Source organism: Saccharopolyspora sp. NPDC002686, assembly GCF_040295745.1.
Classification (GTDB): domain Bacteria; phylum Actinomycetota; class Actinomycetes; order Mycobacteriales; family Pseudonocardiaceae; genus Saccharopolyspora; species Saccharopolyspora oryzae.
This window is the reverse complement of record NZ_JBEOVY010000007.1, coordinates 23,231-41,458: the sequence shown is the minus strand read 5'-3', so window position 1 is coordinate 41,458 and position 18,228 is coordinate 23,231. Positions and strand designations below refer to the sequence as shown.

The window sequence follows — 18,228 nt, the reverse complement described above, 5'->3', positions numbered from 1 at the left end:
CATGCCAGAAGTGGTGTTCAGCGTCGACCAGTCGAAGTCGATGCGCGAGCAGGCGGTGCCCGGCCACAACCGCTGGCACCCGGACGTCCCGGTGGCCCACACGGTGCGGCCGGGCCAGGAGTTCCGGGTCGAGTGCCGGGAGTGGACCGACGCGCAGCTCGGCAACAACGACTCGGCCAACGACGTCCGCGACGTCGACCTCGACGTCACGCACATGCTCTCCGGCCCGTTCGGGGTGGAGGGCGCCGAACCCGGTGATCTGCTGGTGGTCGACATCCTCGACCTCGGGCCGGTGCCGGAGGCCGGCGACGCCCCGGGCCAGGGCTGGGGCTACACCGGGGTGTTCGCCAGGAACAACGGCGGCGGCTTCCTGACCGAGCAGTTCCCCGACTCCTACAAGGCGATCTGGGACTTCCACGGCCAGCAGGCCACCTCCCGCCACCTGCCCGGCGTCCGCTACACCGGCATCACCCACCCCGGCCTGATCGGTACCGCACCGTCCGCCGACCTGCTGGCCAGGTGGAACCGGCGGGAGCAGGCGCTGATCGACACCGATCCGAGCCGGGTGCCGCCGTTCGGGCTGCCGCCGACGGTCCACGGCGCGCTGGCCGGTCAGGCCAGCGGTGCCGAGGCAGATCGCATCGCCGCCGAAGGGGCGCGGACCGTGCCGGCCCGCGAGAACGGCGGCAACCAGGACATCAAGAACCTCTCCCGCGGATCGCGGATCTGCTTCCCGGTCTTCGTGCCGGGCGCCAAGCTGTCCGTCGGTGACCTGCACTTCAGCCAGGGCGACGGCGAGATCACCTTCTGCGGTGCGATCGAGATGGGCGGGTTCATCGACCTGCACGTCGACCTGATCAAGGACGGCATGGCCAAGTACGGCGTGACCACCAACCCGCTGTTCATGCCGGGCAACGTCGAACCGCGGTACTCGGAGTTCCTGTCGTTCTCCGGGATCTCGGTGAACCACCAGTCGGACACGAACTACTACATGGACGCCACCATCGCCTACCGCCGGGCCTGCGAGAACGGCATCGAGTACCTCAAGAAGTGGGGCTACACCGGCGAGCAGGCGTACCTGCTGCTCGGGTCGGCACCGGTGGAGGGCCGGATCAGCGGCATCGTGGACATCCCCAACGCCTGCTGCACGCTGTACCTGCCCACCGCGATCTTCGACTTCGACGTCCGCCCCACGGCGGCCGGACCGACCGTCGAGGACCGCGGCCAGTGCGCCGTCACCTCGTGAACCGAGGGGGTGGTTCGCGCGGAACCACCCCCACCACCTCAGTTGTCCCGTGCGATCACCGGTGCGCGCAGGTCCAGCGCGTACTCGGTGGCGATGCGCAGCAGCATCTCCTTCTCCACCCGCAGCAGGCGGTTCTCCCGGCGGAGCCGGTCGAGCTCTTCGCGCTCCGCGGTCGTGAGCTCGTTCATCGCAACGGGTCGAACGGCCGCAGCAGCGCCGGGCGCTTGCCGGTGGTGATCTGCTCGGCGAGCAGGCGTCCGGTGAGCGGGCCGAGGGTCAGACCCCACATGCCGTGCCCGCCCGCGACGTAGGTGCCGGGCTGCTTGGTCGCACCGATCAGCGCGAGGCCGTCGGGCGTGACCGGACGTCCACCGACCCACTCGTCGTGGCGCTCTTCCCAGCGCACGCCCTTCAGCAGCGGGCGGGCCGAGCGCACGATCGCCTCGATGCGGCCCCGGTCCAGCGGGGCGTCGACCGGCCGGAACTCCATGGTCCCCGCGACGCGCAGTGCGCCCTGGTACGGCGTGCACGCCACCCGCGCGGCGGGCAGGTAGATCGGGCCGGGCACCGGTTCGTCGGTCGGGACGGTGAAGGAGTAGCCGCGGCCGGCGCGCACCGGGGTGCGCACGCCCAGCGGCTTGGCGAGCTTGCTGATCCAGGCGCCGGTGGCCAGCACGACCACCTCGGCGGAGACCCGGTCGCCCGCGTCGGACTTGACGATCACCTGACCGCTGGTGCGCACCATCTCCCGCACGGTGAACCCGGTGCGCAGCGTCCCGCCGCGCGCCACGAAGGACCGCGCGAGGGCCCGGGTGAACTCGCCCGGGTCGACGTAGCGCTGCCCGTCGACGCGCAGCACCGCCGAGATGCGGTCGGACAGCTGCGGCACGCCCGCTTCGGACACCGACAGCTCGGTGGTGGCGACCTGCTGGCCGCACTGCCGGATCTGGTCGAACTCGTGGCGCAGCTCGGCGACCTGCGCCGGGTTCTCGAACGCGGCGGTGATCGGCGCCGACTCGGTCTTCGCCTCGACCCCGCCCGCGGTCAGCGCGTCGAAGGCGTCCAGGCACTCGTTGTTCATCGGCACGAAGGAGGTCATCGAGCGCTTCCACGCCCACGGCGTGCAGTGCGCGGCGAAGCGCGTCAGGAACGACCACAGACCGGGGTCCGGCGACGCGGGCACGTGCAGCGGGGCGTCCGGGGAGAACAGCGTGCGCAGCCCGTACTTCAGCACTCCCGGTTCCGGCAGCGGGATGGAGAAGCCCGGCGAGAGGTACCCGGCGTTGCCCCAGGACGATCCCGCCGCCACGTCCTGCTTGTCGAGCACGGTCACCTCGACGCCGTGCTCCTGCAGGAACCACGCGGTGGACAACCCGACCACCCCGGCCCCGACGACCACTGCCCGTCGCGGAATCCCGTCGATCCCGTCCTCGCGCATGCTTCCTCCTAGGTGCGGACCTCGCAGAGGAGCATGCCTCGGCTACCCGGCGCAGCCAGTGTTCGATCCGAACAATTCCAGGCGAGTCCTTTGGCCGGAATCCACTATCCGACCGCGATGGCGATGATCATCGCCAGCCGGGTGGCCGGATCGTCCAGGTCCAACCGGGTCAGCTCGGCCATCTTCCGCATCCGGTACCGGACGGTGTTCGGGTGGATCTCCAACCGCGCCGCGGCCGCCCCGAGATCGCCCTGGCACTCCAGCCACGCCCGCAACGTCTCGACGTAGCGCGTGCCCTGCTCCCGATCGTGCCGGCGGAGGTCCACGACCGGCCCGCGGTCCGGCAACCGGCCGGTCGAGGCGGCGTGCCGCAGGCGGCGCAGCAGGATCTCGTGCCACGCCTCGTCGTAGACCACGGCGTCCTGACCGGGCCGGGACTCGTGGACGGCCAGGCTCTCATCGGCTTCCCGCCGGCTGTCGACGAGCTGGTTCGGCCCGGCCGCTCCCCCGACCCCGGCGAGGATCGTGGTGTCCGACGGCAGTTCCCGCACCAGCGCCCGCACCCACTCGCGGGCGCGCGCGGCGTCGTCGTAGGGCAGCACCGTGTAGACGGTGTTGGCGAACAGCGCGCTGCGCCCGGGCCGCGACCAGCCGAACCCGATCGTCGACCGCTCGAAGGCCAGCAGCGCGGTCTCGTCCGGCGCGGCGCCGCTGTGCACCTGCACGGCCACCACCCGGAACTGCTCGCTGCGCAGCCCGAGCCTGCTCAGCACGGCCGAAGCCTCCTCGTGCCCTTCGAGCAGGCCTATGACCAGGTCCGATTCGACCTGCCGCTCCAGGTCCGCGCTGGCCCGGGTGCGCAGCAGGTGCAGTGCGGCGGTGCGAGCCCCGCCGGTCAGCGCGGCCTCGTGCGAGGCGGTGAGCGGGTGCTGGGTCTCCACCCAGATCGACCCCAGCAGCTCCCGGCCCGCGCGGATCGCGACGACCACGCGCCCGTGCGAGTCCTGCGGTTCCAGCGGCGCCACGAAGATCGGCTCGTCCGAGGTCTCCAGGTGCCGGAACACGCCCCGCTCGGCCAGCGTCCGCCGGATCTCCTCCGGGACCTGCCGCCCCAGGATCGTCGCCAACCTCGCCCGGTCGGCGGTCAGCTGCCGCCGGGAGTACGCCAGCACCCCGGACCGGTGGTCCTCGATGGTGACCGGACCGCCCACCGAATCCGCGAGCGCGTCGGCCAGCGCGAACAGGTCGGTCGGCCCGCGCCCGGCCTCGGTCTCGCGGCCCTCGAGCACCAGCCCGTACACGACCCCGGCCAGCTGGCCCCACGAAACGGCCGGATCGACGAGCACGACGGCCAGACCACGCTCCCGCGCAACCGCGACCACCTGGTCCCCGACCGAACCCGCCCGGAACACCACGACCGCGGCCGGGGTCCGCTCGACCAACCCCGCGTCATCGGGGTCCACGCCGACCGCGAGCAGCACATCACCGGTGGCACCGGGATCAGCCGGATCGTGCAGTGCCACGGAACGAAGATCCGCGGACCTGCTCCGCGGCGCGCTGACCAGCCGCGCTCCGAACCCGCCGAGCACGTTGATCAACCGATCCAGCTTTACCACTCCGCACCTCCCCGGAAAAGCCAGCGGCCCCGTCCCGGTGAGGAACGGGGCCGCTGGGGCGTTCGCGTCAGCCGCGCAAGGTCGCGCCGAGGCGGTCGGCAGCGGACTTGACCGCCGCGTCGCGGGCCTCGGTGGCCTCCTCCTGCTTGAGGGTGCGGTCCGGCGCCCGGAAGCGGAGGGCCAGGGCCAGCGACTTCTTGCCCTCGCCCAGCTGCTCACCCGCGTAGACGTCGAACAGCCGGACGTCCTCCAGCAGGTCCCCGCCGCCCGCGCGGACCGCGTCGATCAGGTCCGTCGCCGCGACCTTGGCGTCCACCACCAGCGCGATGTCCATCAGCACCGGCGGGTAGGCCGAGATCTCCGGCGCCGGACGGCGGTCCACCAGCGGCAGCGCGTCCAGGTCGAGCTCCATCGCGCAGGTCCGCTTCGGCAGGCCCAGCGCTTCGACGACCTTCGGGTGCAGCTCACCGGCGTGACCGACCACGGTCTCGCCGACCTTCAGCTGCGCGCAGCGGCCCGGGTGCCACGGCGCCAGCTCACCGGCGCTGACCTCGAGCTCCACACCGGCGGCCGAGGCGACCACGCGAGCGGCCTGGACGGCGTCCGCCCAGCTCGCGTCGCGGCCCTTGCCCCACCAGCCGGCCTGCTCGCGGTGACCGCCCAGCATCACGGCCACGTGCGTCGGCTGCGCCGGGAGCGCGGCCTCCAGCGCGGCGATCTGCTCGTCGCTCGGACGCTGCTCGACTCCGACCTCCGGCACCGCGGGCTGGTCCGCGGCCGGCTGCACGACCTGTCCGATGTGGAACAGCGCCAGGTCGCGCTGCCCGCGGGAGACGTTGCGCTGCATGACCTCGGTCAGGCCGGTCAGCAACGTCGTGGTCAGCAGCGACTTGTCGCTCTCCAGCGCGTTGAGCACCGACATGGTCCGACGCCGCTCGTCGTCCTCGGCCAGGCCGAACGCGTCGAGCGTCGCCTTGCCGGTGAACGGGAACGGCAGCACCTCGACGTAGCCCTCGCCGGCCAGCGCGCGGGACACCGCCCGCTCGCGGCGCTGCTCGCCGGTGAGACCGCGGCCGGGCGGCGCGGCGGGCAGCACCGACGGGATCGTGTGGTAGCCCTCCAGCCGCAGCACCTCCTCGACCAGGTCGTAGGGCTGCGTCAGGTCCGGGCGCCAGGTCGGCGGGGTCGCGGTGACCAGGCCGACGCCCTCGTCGGAGGTGCTGACCTCGATGCGGCAGCCGATCTGGCGCAGCCGCTCGGCGGTCACGCCCCGCTCGTAGGAGACACCGGCGATCTTGTCCGGCAGCGCCAGCGGCATGGTCACCGGCTCGGGCTGCTTCGGCTCGCCGACGTCGGTGCGGCCCGGCGCGATGGTGCCGTCGCCGTAGCGGACCAGCAGCTGCGCGGCCAGCTCGACGGCCACCGGCGCGACCGCCGGGTCGACCTGCCGCTCGAACCGCTTGCCCGCCTCGCTGGGCAGCTTGTGGCGGCGGATGGCCCGGGCGATGCTCGCCTGGTCCCAGTTCGCGCCCTCCAGCAGCACGTCGTGCGTCCCGTGGCCGATCTCGGTGGACTCGCCGCCCATCACACCGGCCAGCGACACCGGGCCGGAGTCGTCGGCGATGACGATGTCGTCCACGTCCAGCTCGCGGCTCACCCCGTCCAGGGTGGTCAGCTTCTCGCCGGCCTCGGCGCGGCGGACCACCAGGTCACCGGACAGCTTGTCGGTGTCCCAGGCGTGCAGCGGCTGGCCGAGCTCGAGCATCACGTAGTTGGTGACGTCCACGGCCAGCGAGATCGAGCGGATCCCGGCCAGCATCAAGCGGCGGCGCATCCACCACGGGCTCGGCGCGGTCGGGTCGACGCCCGTCACGCGGCGCAGCACGAACCGCGAGCACGCCGTCGGATCGCTGATCTCCACCGAGCGCGACGGCCGGTCGTCCTCCGGGACCGGGCGGGTGCCCGGGTCGCCGAACGGCACGTCCAGCGCGTTGGACAGCTCGCGGGCCAGGCCGCGCACCGAGAAGCAGTAGCCGCGGTCCGGGGTGATCGCCAGCTCGATGATCGAGTCGTCCAGCCCGACCAGCGACACCGCGTCGTCACCCGGGTCGGCCGAACCCGGCGCCAGCACCAGGATGCCGTCGGCGTCCTCGCCGATGCCCAGCTCGGAGGTCGAGCAGATCATGCCCTCGCTGAGCTTGCCGTAGGTCTTGCGCGAGGAGATCTCGAAGTCGCCGGGCAGCACCGTGCCGGGCAGGGCGACCACGACCAGGTCGCCCTCCTGGAAGTTGCGGGCACCGCAGACGATGCCCTGCACCTGCTGCTCGCCGGACTCGGTCGCGCCGACCTCGACCTGGCAGTACCGGATGGGCTTCTTGAACTCGGTGAGCTCTTCGATCTCGGCGACGCGGCCGACCACGAGCGGTCCCCGCACCTGCGTCAGGTGCGTGACCTCCTCGACCTCCAGCCCGATCCGGATGAACGCTTCGGCCAGCGTCTCCGCGGTCGTCTCCTCGGGCAGCTCAAGGTGCTCGGCCAACCAGGAAACCGGAATCCGCACTTGGTCAGGCCTTTCTCTCGTTCAAGTGGATGTCAGTGGGCATCAGATGCCGAACGGCTGGGTGAAGCGGACGTCGCCCTCGACCATGTCTCGCATGTCGGGGATGCCGTTGCGGAACATCAGGGTCCGCTCCAGGCCCATGCCGAAGGCGAAACCGGTGTAGACCTCGGGGTCCACGCCGCAGGCGCGCAGCACGTTCGGGTTGACCATGCCGCAGCCGCCCCACTCGACCCAGCCGGCCCCGCCCTTCTTCTCCGGGAACCAGATGTCCATCTCGGCGGAGGGCTCGGTGAACGGGAAGTACGAGGGGCGCAGCCGGGTCTTGGACTCCGGGCCGAACATCGACCGGGCGAAGGCGTCCAGCGTGCCCTTCAGGTGCGCCATGGTCAGGCCCTTGTCCACCGCCAGGCCCTCGACCTGCGAGAACACCGGGGTGTGGGTGGCGTCGAGCTCGTCGGTGCGGAAGGTGCGCCCGGGGCACACCACGTACACCGGCAGCTCGCGGTCCAGCAGCGCGCGGATCTGCGACGGCGAGGTGTGCGTGCGCAGCACCAGCCCGGAGTTCTCCGGGGCCACGTAGAACGTGTCCTGCATGGTGCGCGCCGGGTGGTCCTTGCCGAAGTTCAGCGCGTCGAAGTTGAACCACTCGGTTTCCAGCTCGTGGCCCTCGGCCACCTCCCAGCCCATCGCCAGGAAGGTGTCCTCGATCTGCTCGGCGAGCTGGGTGATCGGGTGGCGCGCGCCGGTCGGCTCGCGGTCCCAGGGCAGCGTGACGTCGACGCTCTCCTCGCGCAGCACCCGCTGGTCGCGCTCGGCTTCGAGGACGGCGCGGCGGTCGTCGAACGCGCGCTGGATCGCCTCGCGGGCCTGGTTGACGCGCTTGCCCGCGTCCGACCGCGCCTTGGGCGGCAGGGCGCCGATCTCGCGGCGAGCGGTCAACAGCGGCGAGCGGTCACCGAGGTGCGCGGGCTTGACGGCGGCCAGTTCCTCGAGATCCGCGGCCGCCCCGAAGGCCTTGCCGGCCTCGACCACCGCGCGGTCCAGCGTCTCCGGCGACAGCGCGGCGACCTCTTTCGGGTCGTACTGGTCGTTGGCTCCAGACATCGTGTGTGCGTGACTCCCGTTGATCCGACAGGCATCAGCGCCCGAGCCTCCCGGGCTGACGAACCTGCTCGTCGGCATGCGGACTCCGACCGCAAGCTAGCCCCTAGAGTCTATGCGACGGCCCCAACCCGTTTTCGCGGAGATCCGCTCCCGGCGAGTTCCGCCTGCGCACCCCGTGACCAGCTGGATCTCAGTTTTGCCCGGACTCGCGCGCGATCCGGGACCGGCGCGCCGGGTCGGTTCTGCTGAAAACTGTCACTCATCCGGCGCGGTGTTGCGCGCGGGCCGAGGCGTAGAGGCAGACCGCTGCGGCGGTCGCGAGGTTGAGGCTCTCGGCGCGGCCGTAGAGCGGGACGCGCAGCGTGGTGTCCAGCTGCGATTTCACCTCATCGGGCAGTCCGTGGGCCTCGCTGCCGAACACCCAGGCGGTGGGTCCGGCCAGTTCACCGGCGTGGTCGGCGGTGTCCAGGTCGCCTTCGGCGTAGCCGTCGGCGCCGACGAGCCGGAGCCCGGCCTCGCGGCAGGCGGTGAGCACCGCGCCGACGTCGCGGTTCCGGGCGACCGGCAGGTGGAACAGGCTGCCGGTGGACGCGCGCACGGCCTTGCCGTTGTAGGCGTCGACGGTGTCCCCGGCGAACAGGACCGCTCCGGCACCGGCCGCGTCCGCGACCCGCACCACGGTTCCGGCGTTGCCCGGGTCGGAGATCCCGACCAGCACGGCGACCAGCGCGGGGCGTTCGGCCAGTGCGGCGTCGAGCTCGACCGCGGGCAGATCGCACACCGCGACCAGGCCCTGCGGGGTGACCGTCTCCGACAGCGATGCCGCGGCCTTCTCGGTGACCAGGTGCACCGGTACGCCGACGGCGCGGGCGCGATCGAGGTGCTCGGCGTGCCGAGCGTGCTCGGTGGCGAACAGCTCGCGCACCCGCAGCGATCCAGCGGTGTGCGCGGTCAAAGCCTCCCCCACCGCTTGAGCGCCTTCGGCCAGGAAGGCCCCGGCCTTCTCGCGCCCGGCGCGGCGGGTGAGCTTGCGAGCGACCGCGACCCGGGACGATCGCTCCGTGAGCGGAGCAGTCCCGGGTCGCGGTGCAGCAGAGGTGCCGTCGGCGATCAGGCCGCACTCTCCGGCAGGCTCTTGCGGGCGACCTCGACCAGCGCCGCGAACGCGGTCGGGTCGTTCACCGCGAGCTCGGCCAGGATCTTGCGGTCGACCTCGACCTCGGCGGCCTTCAGGCCCTGCACGAACTTGTTGTAGCTCAAGCCGTGCTGACGGGTCGCCGCGTTGATGCGGGTGATCCACAGCTTCCGGAAGTCACCCTTGCGGGCGCGCCGGTCGCGGTAGGAGTAGGTCATCGAGTGGAGCATCTGCTCCTTGGCCTTGCGGTACAGCCGGGAGCGCTGACCGCGGTAGCCGCGGGCCGACTCGAGAATGGTGCGGCGCTTCTTCTGGGCGTTGACTGCCCGCTTGACGCGTGCCACGGGGTCCGTCCTGTTATCTCATCGGGGGCGGGGTGACCGCCCGTGCTGGTGGCTGGTGTCGCGCTGAACTGCTGCTGTCCCGGTTCGGGGAGCTAGCGAGCGTCAGAGACCCAGCAGCTTCTTGATGCGCGGGGCGTCGTTCTTGGACACCGCTTCGGTGCCCTCCAGGCGGCGGGTGACACGGCTGGACTTCTTCTCCAGGATGTGCCGACGACCGGCCTGCTCGCGCCGCAGCTTGCCCGTACCGGTCACCTTGAAGCGCTTCGAGGTGCCCTTGTGGGTCTTGTTCTTCGGCATGCTCTCGTCCTCGTTTCGTACTGATGCCGGGCGGGGGCGCGGACTGCGTCCCGGCCCGGCGTCACAATCACGAGCCCTTGCGAGTGCCTTACGCGTTCGCCTTGGGCTTGGTCTTGTTCGTCTTGTGCGGCGCAAGAACCATGATCATGTTCCGACCGTCCTGCTTCGGGTTCGCCTCGATGAACCCGAGGTCGGAGACGTCATCGGCCAGTCGCTGCAGCAGGCGGAAACCCAGCTCGGGCCGCGACTGCTCACGACCGCGGAACATGATCGTCACCTTGACCTTGTGACCCTGGCCGAGGAAGCGGGACACGTGGCCCTTCTTCGTCTCGTAGTCGTGCGGGTCGATCTTCGGCCGGAGCTTCTGCTCCTTGATGACGGTCTGCTGCTGGTTGCGACGCGACTCGCGGGCCTTCTGCGCGCTCTCGTACTTGAACTTGCCGTAGTCCATGAGCTTGCAGACCGGCGGGCGCGCCTGCGGGGCGACCTCGACAAGGTCCAGATCCGCTTCCTGGGCCAGCCGGAGCGCGTCCTCGATGCGGACGATTCCGACCTGCTCCCCGTTCGGTCCGACCAGTCGGACCTCCGGAACCCGGATGCGGTCGTTGATGCGCGTCTCGGAGCTGATGGGCCCTCCTCGGTTCGATGGCTGTTCTAATGCACCGCGGCGCGTAGAGCTCACCCCGGAATGCGAAGATCCCGTCGTTCCGCTCGCGCGGACCGCGGGATCCTGACTCCAACCGATCGAACCGGCACCTCACGTACCGTTCGCACCACCGGCGGCGCAGGGCCACCGGATGGACCGGACCCGGAAGCCTGTGGCGGCTACTCGGGTGGGAGCGGGACTCCACTTTGCCGCCCCCGACTCATCGGGGGCTGGTCGTGCGTGTCAGGGTAGCAGGCGTGACCGAACCGCAGCCAACGCCCCTGACCAGTGCCGACCTGACTGGTGAGCCAGCACACGACGCGGACCTTCAGGACAACGTCCGCGACCTCGTCGATGTTCCCAGCGTCGAGGTGATCAGCCGCGCGGCGGTCATGTTGATGTCCTCCGCCGCGGAGAAGCTCGGCCTGGGCGCCGAGGACCCGGACACCGCCCCGGAGCGCGACCTGGACGAGGCGCGCCGCCTGATCACCGCCCTGGCCGGGCTGGTCACCGCGTCGGTGGAGTACCTGGGCGCCCACGCGGGCCCGATCCGCGACGGCCTGCAGACCCTGCAGCGCGCCTTCCGCGAGGCCTCGGCGTTCCCGGACGCCCCGGGCCAGGGTCCCGGCGAGAAGTACACCGGCCCGGTCTACTGATCCACCCCGCGCAGCCGCGCCCGCGCGCGGCTGCGCACCTCTCCCGCCCCGGGGGTGCAGCCCGCGCAACGGAGCTCCCCCGAAATTGCGCCTCGTGCAATGCAATGTGGACGGTTGATACCGAAAACCCTTGCACCGCCGAAAAATCTTGACCGGCGATCATCGCTGGCATAGCTTCCGCCCACATTCGCAACAAGCACGACAGCTACAGGGTGGGCGCATGGTCGATCCGGTCGAACTCCTCGCGGACCTGGTCCGCATCCCCAGCATCAACCCGCGCGACCGCGCCGAACCGGCCGAGACGGCCCTGGCCGAGCACATCGCCGAGTGGGCCAGCGCGCGCGGGATGCTCGCGCGCACCGAGGAGGTGCTCGACGGGCGGCGCAACGTCGTCGTCACGCTGCCCGGCGACCACGAGCGGCCGCTGCTGCTGGAATCGCACCTGGACACGGTGGAAACCGACGGCATGGCGATCGCGCCGTTCGAACCGGAAGTCCGCGACGACCGGCTGCACGGCCGGGGCTCGTGCGACGCGAAGGCCTCGCTGGCGGTGTTCCTGACCGCGATGGCGCGGCTGGCCGAGCGCGGCCCGCGCCCGCGGACCGTCGTCCTCGCCGGAGTGGTCGACGAGGAGCACCTCTACCGCGGGGTGACCGCGCTGCGCCGCAGCGACCTGCCGAAGCCGACGGGGGCGATCATCGGCGAGCCGACCGAGCTGCGGATGGTCGTGGCGCACAAGGGCTGCATGCGCTGCCGCATCGAGGCGCGCGGCGACGCCGGGCACAGCTCGCAGCCGTGGGGCCGGACCAACGCCATCGAGGTCGCCGCCGAGGTCGTGCGCCACCTCCAGCAGGAGCACGCGCCCGGGTTGGTCCACCTGACCCGGCCGCTGGTCGGCCCGCCGTCCCTGGCGGTGACCATGATCGGAGGCGGTCAGGGGCCCAACGTCCTGCCGGACAGCTGCGTGGTGACCATCGACCGGCGCACCGTCGGCGGCGAGGACCCGCACGAGGTCTGGGCGCAGCTGCGCGCGGAGCTCGAGGGGCGCTGGCCGGTCGTGGTGCACGAGCCGCACATCGTCGACTACTCGCTGGAGACCGATCCGGCCGATCCGTTCGTGCGGAGCGTGGCCGCCGGTCTGCGGGAGTCCGGGCTGGACGCCGAACCGCTCGGCGTCGGCTACGGCACCGACGCCAGCAAGATCGCGCTGGACGGGGTGCCCGCGGTCGTGTTCGGCCCCGGCTCGATCGCGAACGCGCACACCGCGGACGAATCCGTCCCGCTCGGCGAAGTCCGCACCGCGATCGACGTCGTCGAGCGCGTCCTGCGCACCGAAGGTGTGCCCGCATGACGATCACGCAGACCGCTACCGCCACCCGCCGCCGGTTCGGGGTGCTCGCCGCCGACTTCGCGGTGCTGGGCCTGAACTACGCCGACCGGGCCGCGTTCGGCATCGCCGGACCGCTGATCATCGCCGAGTTCGGCTTCTCCAACGCCGCCTTCGGCTGGCTGGCCAGCATCTTCGCGCTCGCCTACTCGCCGTTCGGGTTCATCGGCGGCTGGCTGGCCGACCGGTTCGGGCCGCGCAACGTGATGGGCTGGGCGGTGATCGCCTGGTCGGCGTTCACCGCGCTGACCGCCGCCGGCATCGGGTTCGTCAGCCTGCTGGTCATCCGGTTCCTGTTCGGCGCCGGGGAAGGCCCGCAGGCCACGGTCACGGCGAAGCTGATGCACAACTGGTTCCCGAAGCGGGAGCTGGGCACCGCGCTGGGCATCGCCAACGCCGCCACTCCGCTGGGCGGCGCGGTCGCCACGCCGGTGGTGGTCGCGATCATGCACGCCACGCAGGGGAACTGGCGGCTGCCGTTCCTGATCTTCGGTGCGCTGGGCGTGCTGGCCGCGGTCGGCTGGTTCTGGGTCGTGCGCGACACCCCGGAGCAGCACCCGAAGGTCAACGAGGCCGAGCTCCGGGCCATCCGGCAGGACGAGGCCGAAACGGCCGAAGCGGAGCAGGAGGACGCGCCGGGGTTCTGGAGCTGCGTGGCCAAGCCCGCGGTGTGGGCGACCGCGATCGCCTACTTCGGCTACGCCTGGATACTCTGGACGTTCGTGTCCTGGTTCCCGACCTACCTGGTTCAGGAGCGGGGCATCGACCTGGACGGGTTGGCGATCTCCGGGGCCATCCCGTGGATCGGCGGCTGCGTCGGGCTGGTCGCCGGCGGGGTGCTCACCGACTGGCTGGTCCGGCGGATCGGCGACCCCGAGGCCCCGCGCCGGTGGCTGGTGATCGCCTGCCTGGCCGCGACCGCCGTGCTGTTCGCGCTGGTGTCGATGGTGACCAGCACCTTCGCCGCGGTCGCGGTGATGACCGTCGTGGTGTTCCTGCTGTACCTGACGGGCGCGCAGTACTGGATCATCGTGGGCGAGGCGGTGCCCGCCGCCCGCTACGGCGCGGTCTCCGGGGCGGTGCAGATGTTCGCCACCTCCGCCTCGATCTTCGCGCCGCTGGTCACGGGCTACCTGGCCGACTCCTCGTGGGGCTGGGCCGGGGTGTTCGTGGTCGCGGGCGGGATCACCATCATCGGCCCGGTCCTGCTGGTGTTCGCCGGGCGCCGGTCGTGAGCCGAGCGCGGGAGCGGGGCTGTTCCCGTTCCCGCGCTCGTGGCGTCACGGGTTGACGGCGAGGAACAGGAAGGCCGCCAGCAGGGCCAAGTGGACGCCGCCCTGGAGGCGGGTGGCCCGGCCCGGGACGACGGTGAGGACGCTGACCACGATGGTCAGGGCGAACAGGACGATCTGGGTGGCGCCCAGGCCGAGGTGCAGCGGGCCCTTCAGCCAGATCGAGGCGACCGCGATCGCCGGGATGGTCAGGCCGATGCTGGCGATCGCCGAGCCGTAGGCCAGGTTGAGGCTGATCTGCATGCGGCGGCGGACCGCGGCGCGGACCGCGGCGATGGTCTCCGGCAGCAGGACCAGCATCGCGATGACCACGCCGACGAAGGAGTTCGGGAAGCCGATCGCGGCCACCGCGGCCTCGATCGCCGGGGACTCCACCTTCGCCAGGCCGACCACCGCGACCAGCGCGATCAGCAGCAGGACCAGGCTGGCCGCGGTCTGCTTGCCGGTCGGCGGTTCGGCGTGGTCGTCCTCGGGCTCGACGGTGCCCTTGTCGGTCACCGGCAGGAAGAAGTCGCGGTGCCGCACGGTCTGGGTGAACACGAACAGCGCGTAGAGCACGACCGAGGCCGCCGCGGCGAACACCAGCTGCTCCGTCGAGTAGGCGGGTCCGGGGACGCTGGTGGTGAAGGCCGGGAACACCAGGGTCAGCGCGCCGAGCGTCGCGACCGTCGCCAGCGCCGCGCCGGTGCCTTCCGCGTTGAACATCGTCAGCCCGTACTTCAGGGCTCCTACCAGCAGCGCCAAACCGGCGATGCCGTTGGTGGTGATCATGATCGCGGCGAAGATGGTGTCGCGGGCGAGCGTCGCGGCCTCGTCCCCGCCGGAGATCATCAGGGTGACGATCAGCGCGACTTCGATCACGGTGACGGCGACGGCGAGCACGAGCGAGCCGAACGGCTCCCCCACCTTGTGCGCGACGACCTCGGCGTGGTGCACCGCGGTCAGCACCGCACCCGCCAGCAGCACGGCGACGACGAGGACCATGCCCAGCCCCAGGCCCTTCTGGGGCAGGGATATGGCCAACGTGATGATGGCCAGCACCGGCACCAGGACGTTCCAGGACAGCAGTGATCGCAACGACATGTGTCCACATTAGAAGGTGAGATCACTTCACGCGGAACCTGACACGCGAACCGCTGGTGTTCGTCGGCCGCACCCGCCAAGCTGACGACCGGAGGTGTCGGAACGAATGGTGTCCGTGGATCGACTGCTCGTCTTCGCCGCGATGTCGCTGGTGATCATCGCGGTACCCGGACCGAGCGTGCTGTTCGTGGTGGGCCGGGCGCTGGCCCACGGCAAGCGCACCGCGCTGACCAGCGTCCTGGGCAATGCGATCGGCAGCTACCTGGTCGCCGTGGCAGTGGCTATGGGCATCGGCGCGGTGGTGGCGCAGTCGCTCGTGGTGTTCACCGCGATCAAGCTGCTGGGCGCGTTGTACCTGATCTACTTGGGAATCAAGGCGCTGCGCAGCAACGGCCAGCCGACCTCGGAGCTGCCGGCTGATGTTCCCCCGCACGGCGGCTGGCGAGCGCTGCGGGAAGGTGTCGTCGTGGGGGTGGCGAATCCCAAGACGTTCGTCTTCTTCAGCGCGGTGGTCCCGCAGTTCGTCGTCCCGGAGGCGGGCGGCGCAGCGGTGCAGATGCTCCTGCTCGGCCTGATCCCGGTCGGGATCGCGCTGGTCTCGGACAGCGCGTGGGGCCTGTCCGCAGCGAAGGCCCGTCATTGGGTTGCCAGTGCCCCGCGTCGTCTGGCCCGGGTCCAGCGAGTGGGCGGGTTCGCCATGATCGGACTCGGCCTGTCCATCGCGTTCACGGGCCGCCGCGACTGAGCCGCCCGATCGAAGCGACGAGCGCCTCCCGCCGAGCAGTTCAGCGGCGGGAGGCGCTCTTTCGCGTCGTGGCGCTCAGTCCAGGACTGCCAGGGCGTCGATCTCGACCAGGAGGCCGGCCGGGAGTCCGACGTAGACGGTGGTGCGGGCCGGGAAGGGCTCGCCGACCACGCGGGCGTAGACCTCGTTCATCTCCGCGAACTGGGAGGTGTCCGTCAGGTACACGCGCAGCATCATGACGTCCTCGAGGGAGCCGCCTTCGGCTTCCAGGATCGCGATGACGTTGCGCAGGCACTGCTCGGTCTGCTCGGCGACGCCGCCCTCGACGACCTTGCCGGTGGCGGGGTCGACCGCGGTCTGGCCGGAGACCTGCAGGATGTTGCCCTTGCGGACGCCCTGCGACAGCGGGATGCTCGCCGGCGGCTTCGGGGCGTTGTCGGTGCTGACCACGGTGCGGGCCATCAGGATTCCTTCCTCTTGTCCGTTGGCTGCCAGCCCAGCTCGGCGGAGATCCCGCCGGCTGCGCGCAGCACGTCGTCGACGAGCCCGAGCAGGCCGTCGAAGTCCAGCAGTACTTTCGGCACCGACAGCGACACGGCGGCGACCGCCTCGCCGCGGTGGTTGCGGATCGGCGCGGCGATGCAGTGGATGAAGTCCTCGTGCTCGCTGCGGTCGACCGCGTAGCCCTGCGCGCGCACCCGCTCCAGCTCGGTCAGGAACCGCTCGGGCGAGTCGATGGTGTTCGCGGTCAGCTTCGGGTAGGTCAGCTGCTCGGCGAACTGCTCGCGCTGCTGCGGCGCCCAGTCCGCGACCAGGGCTTTGCCGACCGCGGTGCAGTGCACGGGGGCGCGGCGGCCGATGCGGGAGTACATCCGCACCGGGTGCTTGCTGTCGACCTTGTCGATGTAGATGACGTGGTCGTCCTCCAGCGTCGCCAGGTGCACGGTGTGGCCGCCGATGCCGCCCAGCTCCAGCAGGTGCGGGCGGGCGATGTCGCGGACGTCGAGGTCTTCGAGCGCTTGGTGGGCGAGGTCGAACAGCGTGCTGCCGAGGCGGTAGTGGTGCACGTCCTCGCGGCGGACGAAGCGCCCCGCTTCGAGGGTGCGCAGCAGGCGCATCGCGGTGGACTTGTGCACGCCGAGGCGCTGGGCGAGCTGGTCGAGGGTTTGCGGTCCGGCGGCCAACGCGGTCAGCACGGCCAGTCCTCGCTCCAGGCTCTGACTCACCTAGCTCTCCGATCCGTTGACGTGTCGCGCCGCGTGATGGTACACACCTAGCCAGCATTCTGCGCAACCATTGTTGCATTCCACGCAATAGGAGACCTTGGTGTCATCACGGGGTATCAACGTCGAAGCGGTCCAAGCCCTGCACGACGAGCGCATCGACTGGCGCTTCAAGGGCATGCCCTCGGATGCCTTCGGCACCACGGTGGGCGAGTTCCTGGCCACGAAACCGACCGTCTTCGGGAGCGGTTTCGTCGGACCGCTCCTGACCCTCGACCGCGCTGCCCTGCAGCACAACCTGCGGACCATGGCCGACTGGTGCACCGAGCACGGGGTGCAGCTCGCCCCGCACGGCAAGACCACGATGGCGCCGCAGCTGTTCGGGCAGCAGCTGATGAACGGTTCGTGGAGCATCACCGCGGCCAGCACCAGCCAGCTGCGGGTGTACCGCGCGTTCGGCGTCGAGCGGATCCTGTTCGCCAACGAGCTGGTCGACCCCAGCGGACTGGCGTGGCTGGCCGACGAGCTCGACGGCGACGCCGATTTCGAGTTCTGCTGCTACGCGGACTCGGTGCGCGGTGTGCAGCTGATGTCCGAAGCGCTGGCCTCGCACGGTGCTTCGCGCCCGGTGGACGTGCTGGTCGAGCTGGGACTGCCCGGCGGGCGCACCGGTGCGCGGACGAAGGCCGAGGCCCGCGAGGTCGCCGATGCCGTGCTGGCGAGCCCGGTGCTGCGGCTGGTCGGCGTGGCCGGCTACGAGGGCGAGGTCGCGCACGACATCAGCGACACCTCGCTGTCCGCTGTGGACGGATATCTGGAGCACGTGCGCGAGCTGGTGGCCGAGCTGTCCGAGGCCGGGCACTTCGCCGGGCTCGAGCAGGTGATCGTCACCGCCGGCGGCAGCGCCTACTTCGACCAGGTCGCCGAGGCGCTGACGAAGGGGTGGCCGGCGGGGCTGCCCGTCCTGCCGGTGATCCGCAGCGGCGGCTACCTGCTGCACGACGACGGTTTCTACCGGGTCCGATCGCCGTTCAGCCGCGAGCACCGGCTGGCCGGCGCGGAGAGCCCGTTCCGGCCCGCGATGCGGATCTGGGCGCAGGTCATGTCGCGCCCGGAGCCCGGTCTGGCGCTGCTGACCATGGGCCGGCGGGACGTGTCCTTCGACCAGGGCCTGCCGGAACCGCAGGTGATCCGCGGCGCCGACGGCGTGATCCGCGAGTTCCCGGAGGGGTCCTGCCGGGTCCGGGGGCTGGCCGACCAGCACACGTTCCTGGAGCTGTCCGGCGCCGATCCGCAGGTCGGCGACTGGGTCGGGTTCGGGCTGTCCCACCCCTGCACGGTGTTCGACAAGTGGTCGCTGATCCCGGTGGTGGACGGCGACGAGGTGATCGACCTGGTCCGCACGTTCTTCTGATCGCACGGGCCCGCAGCAGCTGACAACTCCGAACCGGTGGAG

General features: G+C 71.2%; 18 protein-coding genes. 6 read left to right on the top strand and 12 right to left on the bottom strand.

Features of this window, described 5'->3' with window-relative positions; translation table 11 throughout:
* Window position 1 precedes the first annotated feature (1 nt).
* A complete protein-coding gene (fmdA, locus tag ABTZ89_RS02040) occupies window positions 2-1,246 on the top strand; it encodes a formamidase (RefSeq protein ID WP_270953436.1) in 1,245 nt (414 codons plus the stop codon).
* Window positions 1,247-1,284: 38 nt separating this feature from the next.
* On the opposite strand, the gene ABTZ89_RS02035 is transcribed toward fmdA, so the two are convergent.
* The 9 genes from ABTZ89_RS02035 to infC form a co-directional block, all read right to left on the bottom strand.
* A complete protein-coding gene (locus ABTZ89_RS02035; protein ID WP_351039020.1) occupies window positions 1,285-1,434 on the bottom strand; it encodes a hypothetical protein in 150 nt (49 codons plus the stop codon).
* Entirely contained in the window at window positions 1,431-2,684 is a 1,254-nt protein-coding gene (locus ABTZ89_RS02030; RefSeq protein ID WP_351039017.1) for an NAD(P)/FAD-dependent oxidoreductase, read from the bottom strand. The genes ABTZ89_RS02035 and ABTZ89_RS02030 overlap by 4 nt, the downstream gene beginning before the upstream one ends.
* A gap of 104 nt (window positions 2,685-2,788) precedes the next feature.
* The gene (locus tag ABTZ89_RS02025; RefSeq protein WP_351039014.1) at window positions 2,789-4,300 is read right to left on the bottom strand and encodes a PucR family transcriptional regulator; all 1,512 of its coding nucleotides are present in this window, start codon (window positions 4,298-4,300) and stop codon (window positions 2,789-2,791) included.
* A 67-nt stretch (window positions 4,301-4,367) separates the two neighbouring features.
* Window positions 4,368-6,860: a phenylalanine--tRNA ligase subunit beta gene (gene pheT, locus ABTZ89_RS02020; RefSeq protein ID WP_351039011.1), complete on the bottom strand. Its 2,493-nt coding sequence runs from the start codon at window positions 6,858-6,860 to the stop codon at window positions 4,368-4,370.
* A 42-nt stretch (window positions 6,861-6,902) separates the two neighbouring features.
* Window positions 6,903-7,964 (bottom strand): phenylalanine--tRNA ligase subunit alpha, encoded by a 1,062-nt coding sequence (pheS, locus tag ABTZ89_RS02015; protein ID WP_270952130.1) that lies wholly within the window; start codon window positions 7,962-7,964, stop codon window positions 6,903-6,905.
* A 259-nt stretch (window positions 7,965-8,223) separates the two neighbouring features.
* Window positions 8,224-9,078, bottom strand: a complete 855-nt coding sequence (locus ABTZ89_RS02010) for a TrmH family RNA methyltransferase (protein ID WP_408641922.1) — start codon at window positions 9,076-9,078, stop codon at window positions 8,224-8,226.
* On the bottom strand, window positions 9,075-9,443 hold the full coding sequence (gene rplT, locus ABTZ89_RS02005) for a 50S ribosomal protein L20 (protein ID WP_270952131.1): 369 nt from the start codon (window positions 9,441-9,443) through the stop codon (window positions 9,075-9,077). The genes ABTZ89_RS02010 and rplT overlap by 4 nt, the downstream gene beginning before the upstream one ends.
* 102 nt (window positions 9,444-9,545) lie before the next feature.
* Window positions 9,546-9,740, bottom strand: a complete 195-nt coding sequence (rpmI, locus tag ABTZ89_RS02000; protein ID WP_270952132.1) for a 50S ribosomal protein L35 — start codon at window positions 9,738-9,740, stop codon at window positions 9,546-9,548.
* A gap of 88 nt (window positions 9,741-9,828) precedes the next feature.
* Window positions 9,829-10,422 carry a translation initiation factor IF-3 gene (gene infC, locus ABTZ89_RS01995; RefSeq protein ID WP_270952133.1) on the bottom strand — a complete coding sequence of 198 codons (594 nt, stop codon included), beginning with the start codon at window positions 10,420-10,422 and terminating at the stop codon, window positions 9,829-9,831.
* Window positions 10,423-10,682: 260 nt separating this feature from the next.
* On the opposite strand from infC, the gene ABTZ89_RS01990 reads away from it, so the two are divergent.
* The 3 genes from ABTZ89_RS01990 to ABTZ89_RS01980 all read left to right on the top strand — a co-directional run bounded on the left by ABTZ89_RS01990 (window position 10,683) and on the right by ABTZ89_RS01980 (window position 13,664).
* A complete protein-coding gene (locus tag ABTZ89_RS01990) occupies window positions 10,683-11,042 on the top strand; it encodes a DUF1844 domain-containing protein (protein WP_270952167.1) in 360 nt (119 codons plus the stop codon).
* Window positions 11,043-11,262: 220 nt separating this feature from the next.
* Complete coding sequence (locus ABTZ89_RS01985) at window positions 11,263-12,393, top strand: M20 family metallopeptidase (protein ID WP_351039005.1); 1,131 nt, start codon at window positions 11,263-11,265, stop codon at window positions 12,391-12,393.
* A complete protein-coding gene (locus ABTZ89_RS01980) occupies window positions 12,390-13,664 on the top strand; it encodes an MFS transporter (RefSeq protein ID WP_270952135.1) in 1,275 nt (424 codons plus the stop codon). The genes ABTZ89_RS01985 and ABTZ89_RS01980 overlap by 4 nt, the downstream gene beginning before the upstream one ends.
* Before the next feature lie 45 nt (window positions 13,665-13,709).
* Here the strand turns inward: ABTZ89_RS01980 and ABTZ89_RS01975 are convergent, their stop codons facing one another.
* Window positions 13,710-14,804, bottom strand: a complete 1,095-nt coding sequence (locus ABTZ89_RS01975) for a calcium:cation antiporter (protein WP_351039002.1) — start codon at window positions 14,802-14,804, stop codon at window positions 13,710-13,712.
* A gap of 106 nt (window positions 14,805-14,910) precedes the next feature.
* On the opposite strand from ABTZ89_RS01975, the gene ABTZ89_RS01970 reads away from it, so the two are divergent.
* Window positions 14,911-15,549, top strand: a complete 639-nt coding sequence (locus tag ABTZ89_RS01970) for a LysE family translocator (protein WP_351039000.1) — start codon at window positions 14,911-14,913, stop codon at window positions 15,547-15,549.
* Between the two features lie 75 nt (window positions 15,550-15,624).
* Here ABTZ89_RS01970 and ABTZ89_RS01965 read toward each other — a convergent pair whose 3' ends face one another.
* Window positions 15,625-16,011: a RidA family protein gene (locus ABTZ89_RS01965; RefSeq protein WP_270952138.1), complete on the bottom strand. Its 387-nt coding sequence runs from the start codon at window positions 16,009-16,011 to the stop codon at window positions 15,625-15,627.
* Window positions 16,011-16,775 (bottom strand): IclR family transcriptional regulator, encoded by a 765-nt coding sequence (locus tag ABTZ89_RS01960; RefSeq protein WP_270952139.1) that lies wholly within the window; start codon window positions 16,773-16,775, stop codon window positions 16,011-16,013. Before ABTZ89_RS01960 ends, ABTZ89_RS01965 begins: the two co-directional genes overlap by 1 nt.
* A 97-nt stretch (window positions 16,776-16,872) precedes the next feature.
* Between ABTZ89_RS01960 and ABTZ89_RS01955 the strand changes: the two genes are divergently transcribed.
* Window positions 16,873-18,186, top strand: a complete 1,314-nt coding sequence (locus tag ABTZ89_RS01955; protein WP_502949501.1) for an amino acid deaminase — start codon at window positions 16,873-16,875, stop codon at window positions 18,184-18,186.
* Window positions 18,187-18,228 lie beyond the last annotated feature (42 nt).

Excerpts from the sequence above, each read along its gene's own strand:
- fmdA (WP_270953436.1), top strand. The coding sequence starts at position 2 with ATGCCAGAAGTGGTGTTCAGCGTCGACCAGTCGAAGTCGATGCGCGAG.
- ABTZ89_RS02035 (WP_351039020.1), bottom strand. The coding sequence starts at position 1,434 with ATGAACGAGCTCACGACCGCGGAGCGCGAAGAGCTCGACCGGCTCCGC.
- ABTZ89_RS02030 (WP_351039017.1), bottom strand. The coding sequence starts at position 2,684 with ATGCGCGAGGACGGGATCGACGGGATTCCGCGACGGGCAGTGGTCGTC.
- pheS (WP_270952130.1), bottom strand. The coding sequence starts at position 7,964 with ATGTCTGGAGCCAACGACCAGTACGACCCGAAAGAGGTCGCCGCGCTG.
- rpmI (WP_270952132.1), bottom strand. The coding sequence starts at position 9,740 with ATGCCGAAGAACAAGACCCACAAGGGCACCTCGAAGCGCTTCAAGGTG.
- ABTZ89_RS01985 (WP_351039005.1), top strand. The coding sequence starts at position 11,263 with ATGGTCGATCCGGTCGAACTCCTCGCGGACCTGGTCCGCATCCCCAGC.
- ABTZ89_RS01980 (WP_270952135.1), top strand. The coding sequence starts at position 12,390 with ATGACGATCACGCAGACCGCTACCGCCACCCGCCGCCGGTTCGGGGTG.
- ABTZ89_RS01975 (WP_351039002.1), bottom strand. The coding sequence starts at position 14,804 with ATGTCGTTGCGATCACTGCTGTCCTGGAACGTCCTGGTGCCGGTGCTG.
- ABTZ89_RS01970 (WP_351039000.1), top strand. The coding sequence starts at position 14,911 with ATGGTGTCCGTGGATCGACTGCTCGTCTTCGCCGCGATGTCGCTGGTG.
- ABTZ89_RS01965 (WP_270952138.1), bottom strand. The coding sequence starts at position 16,011 with ATGGCCCGCACCGTGGTCAGCACCGACAACGCCCCGAAGCCGCCGGCG.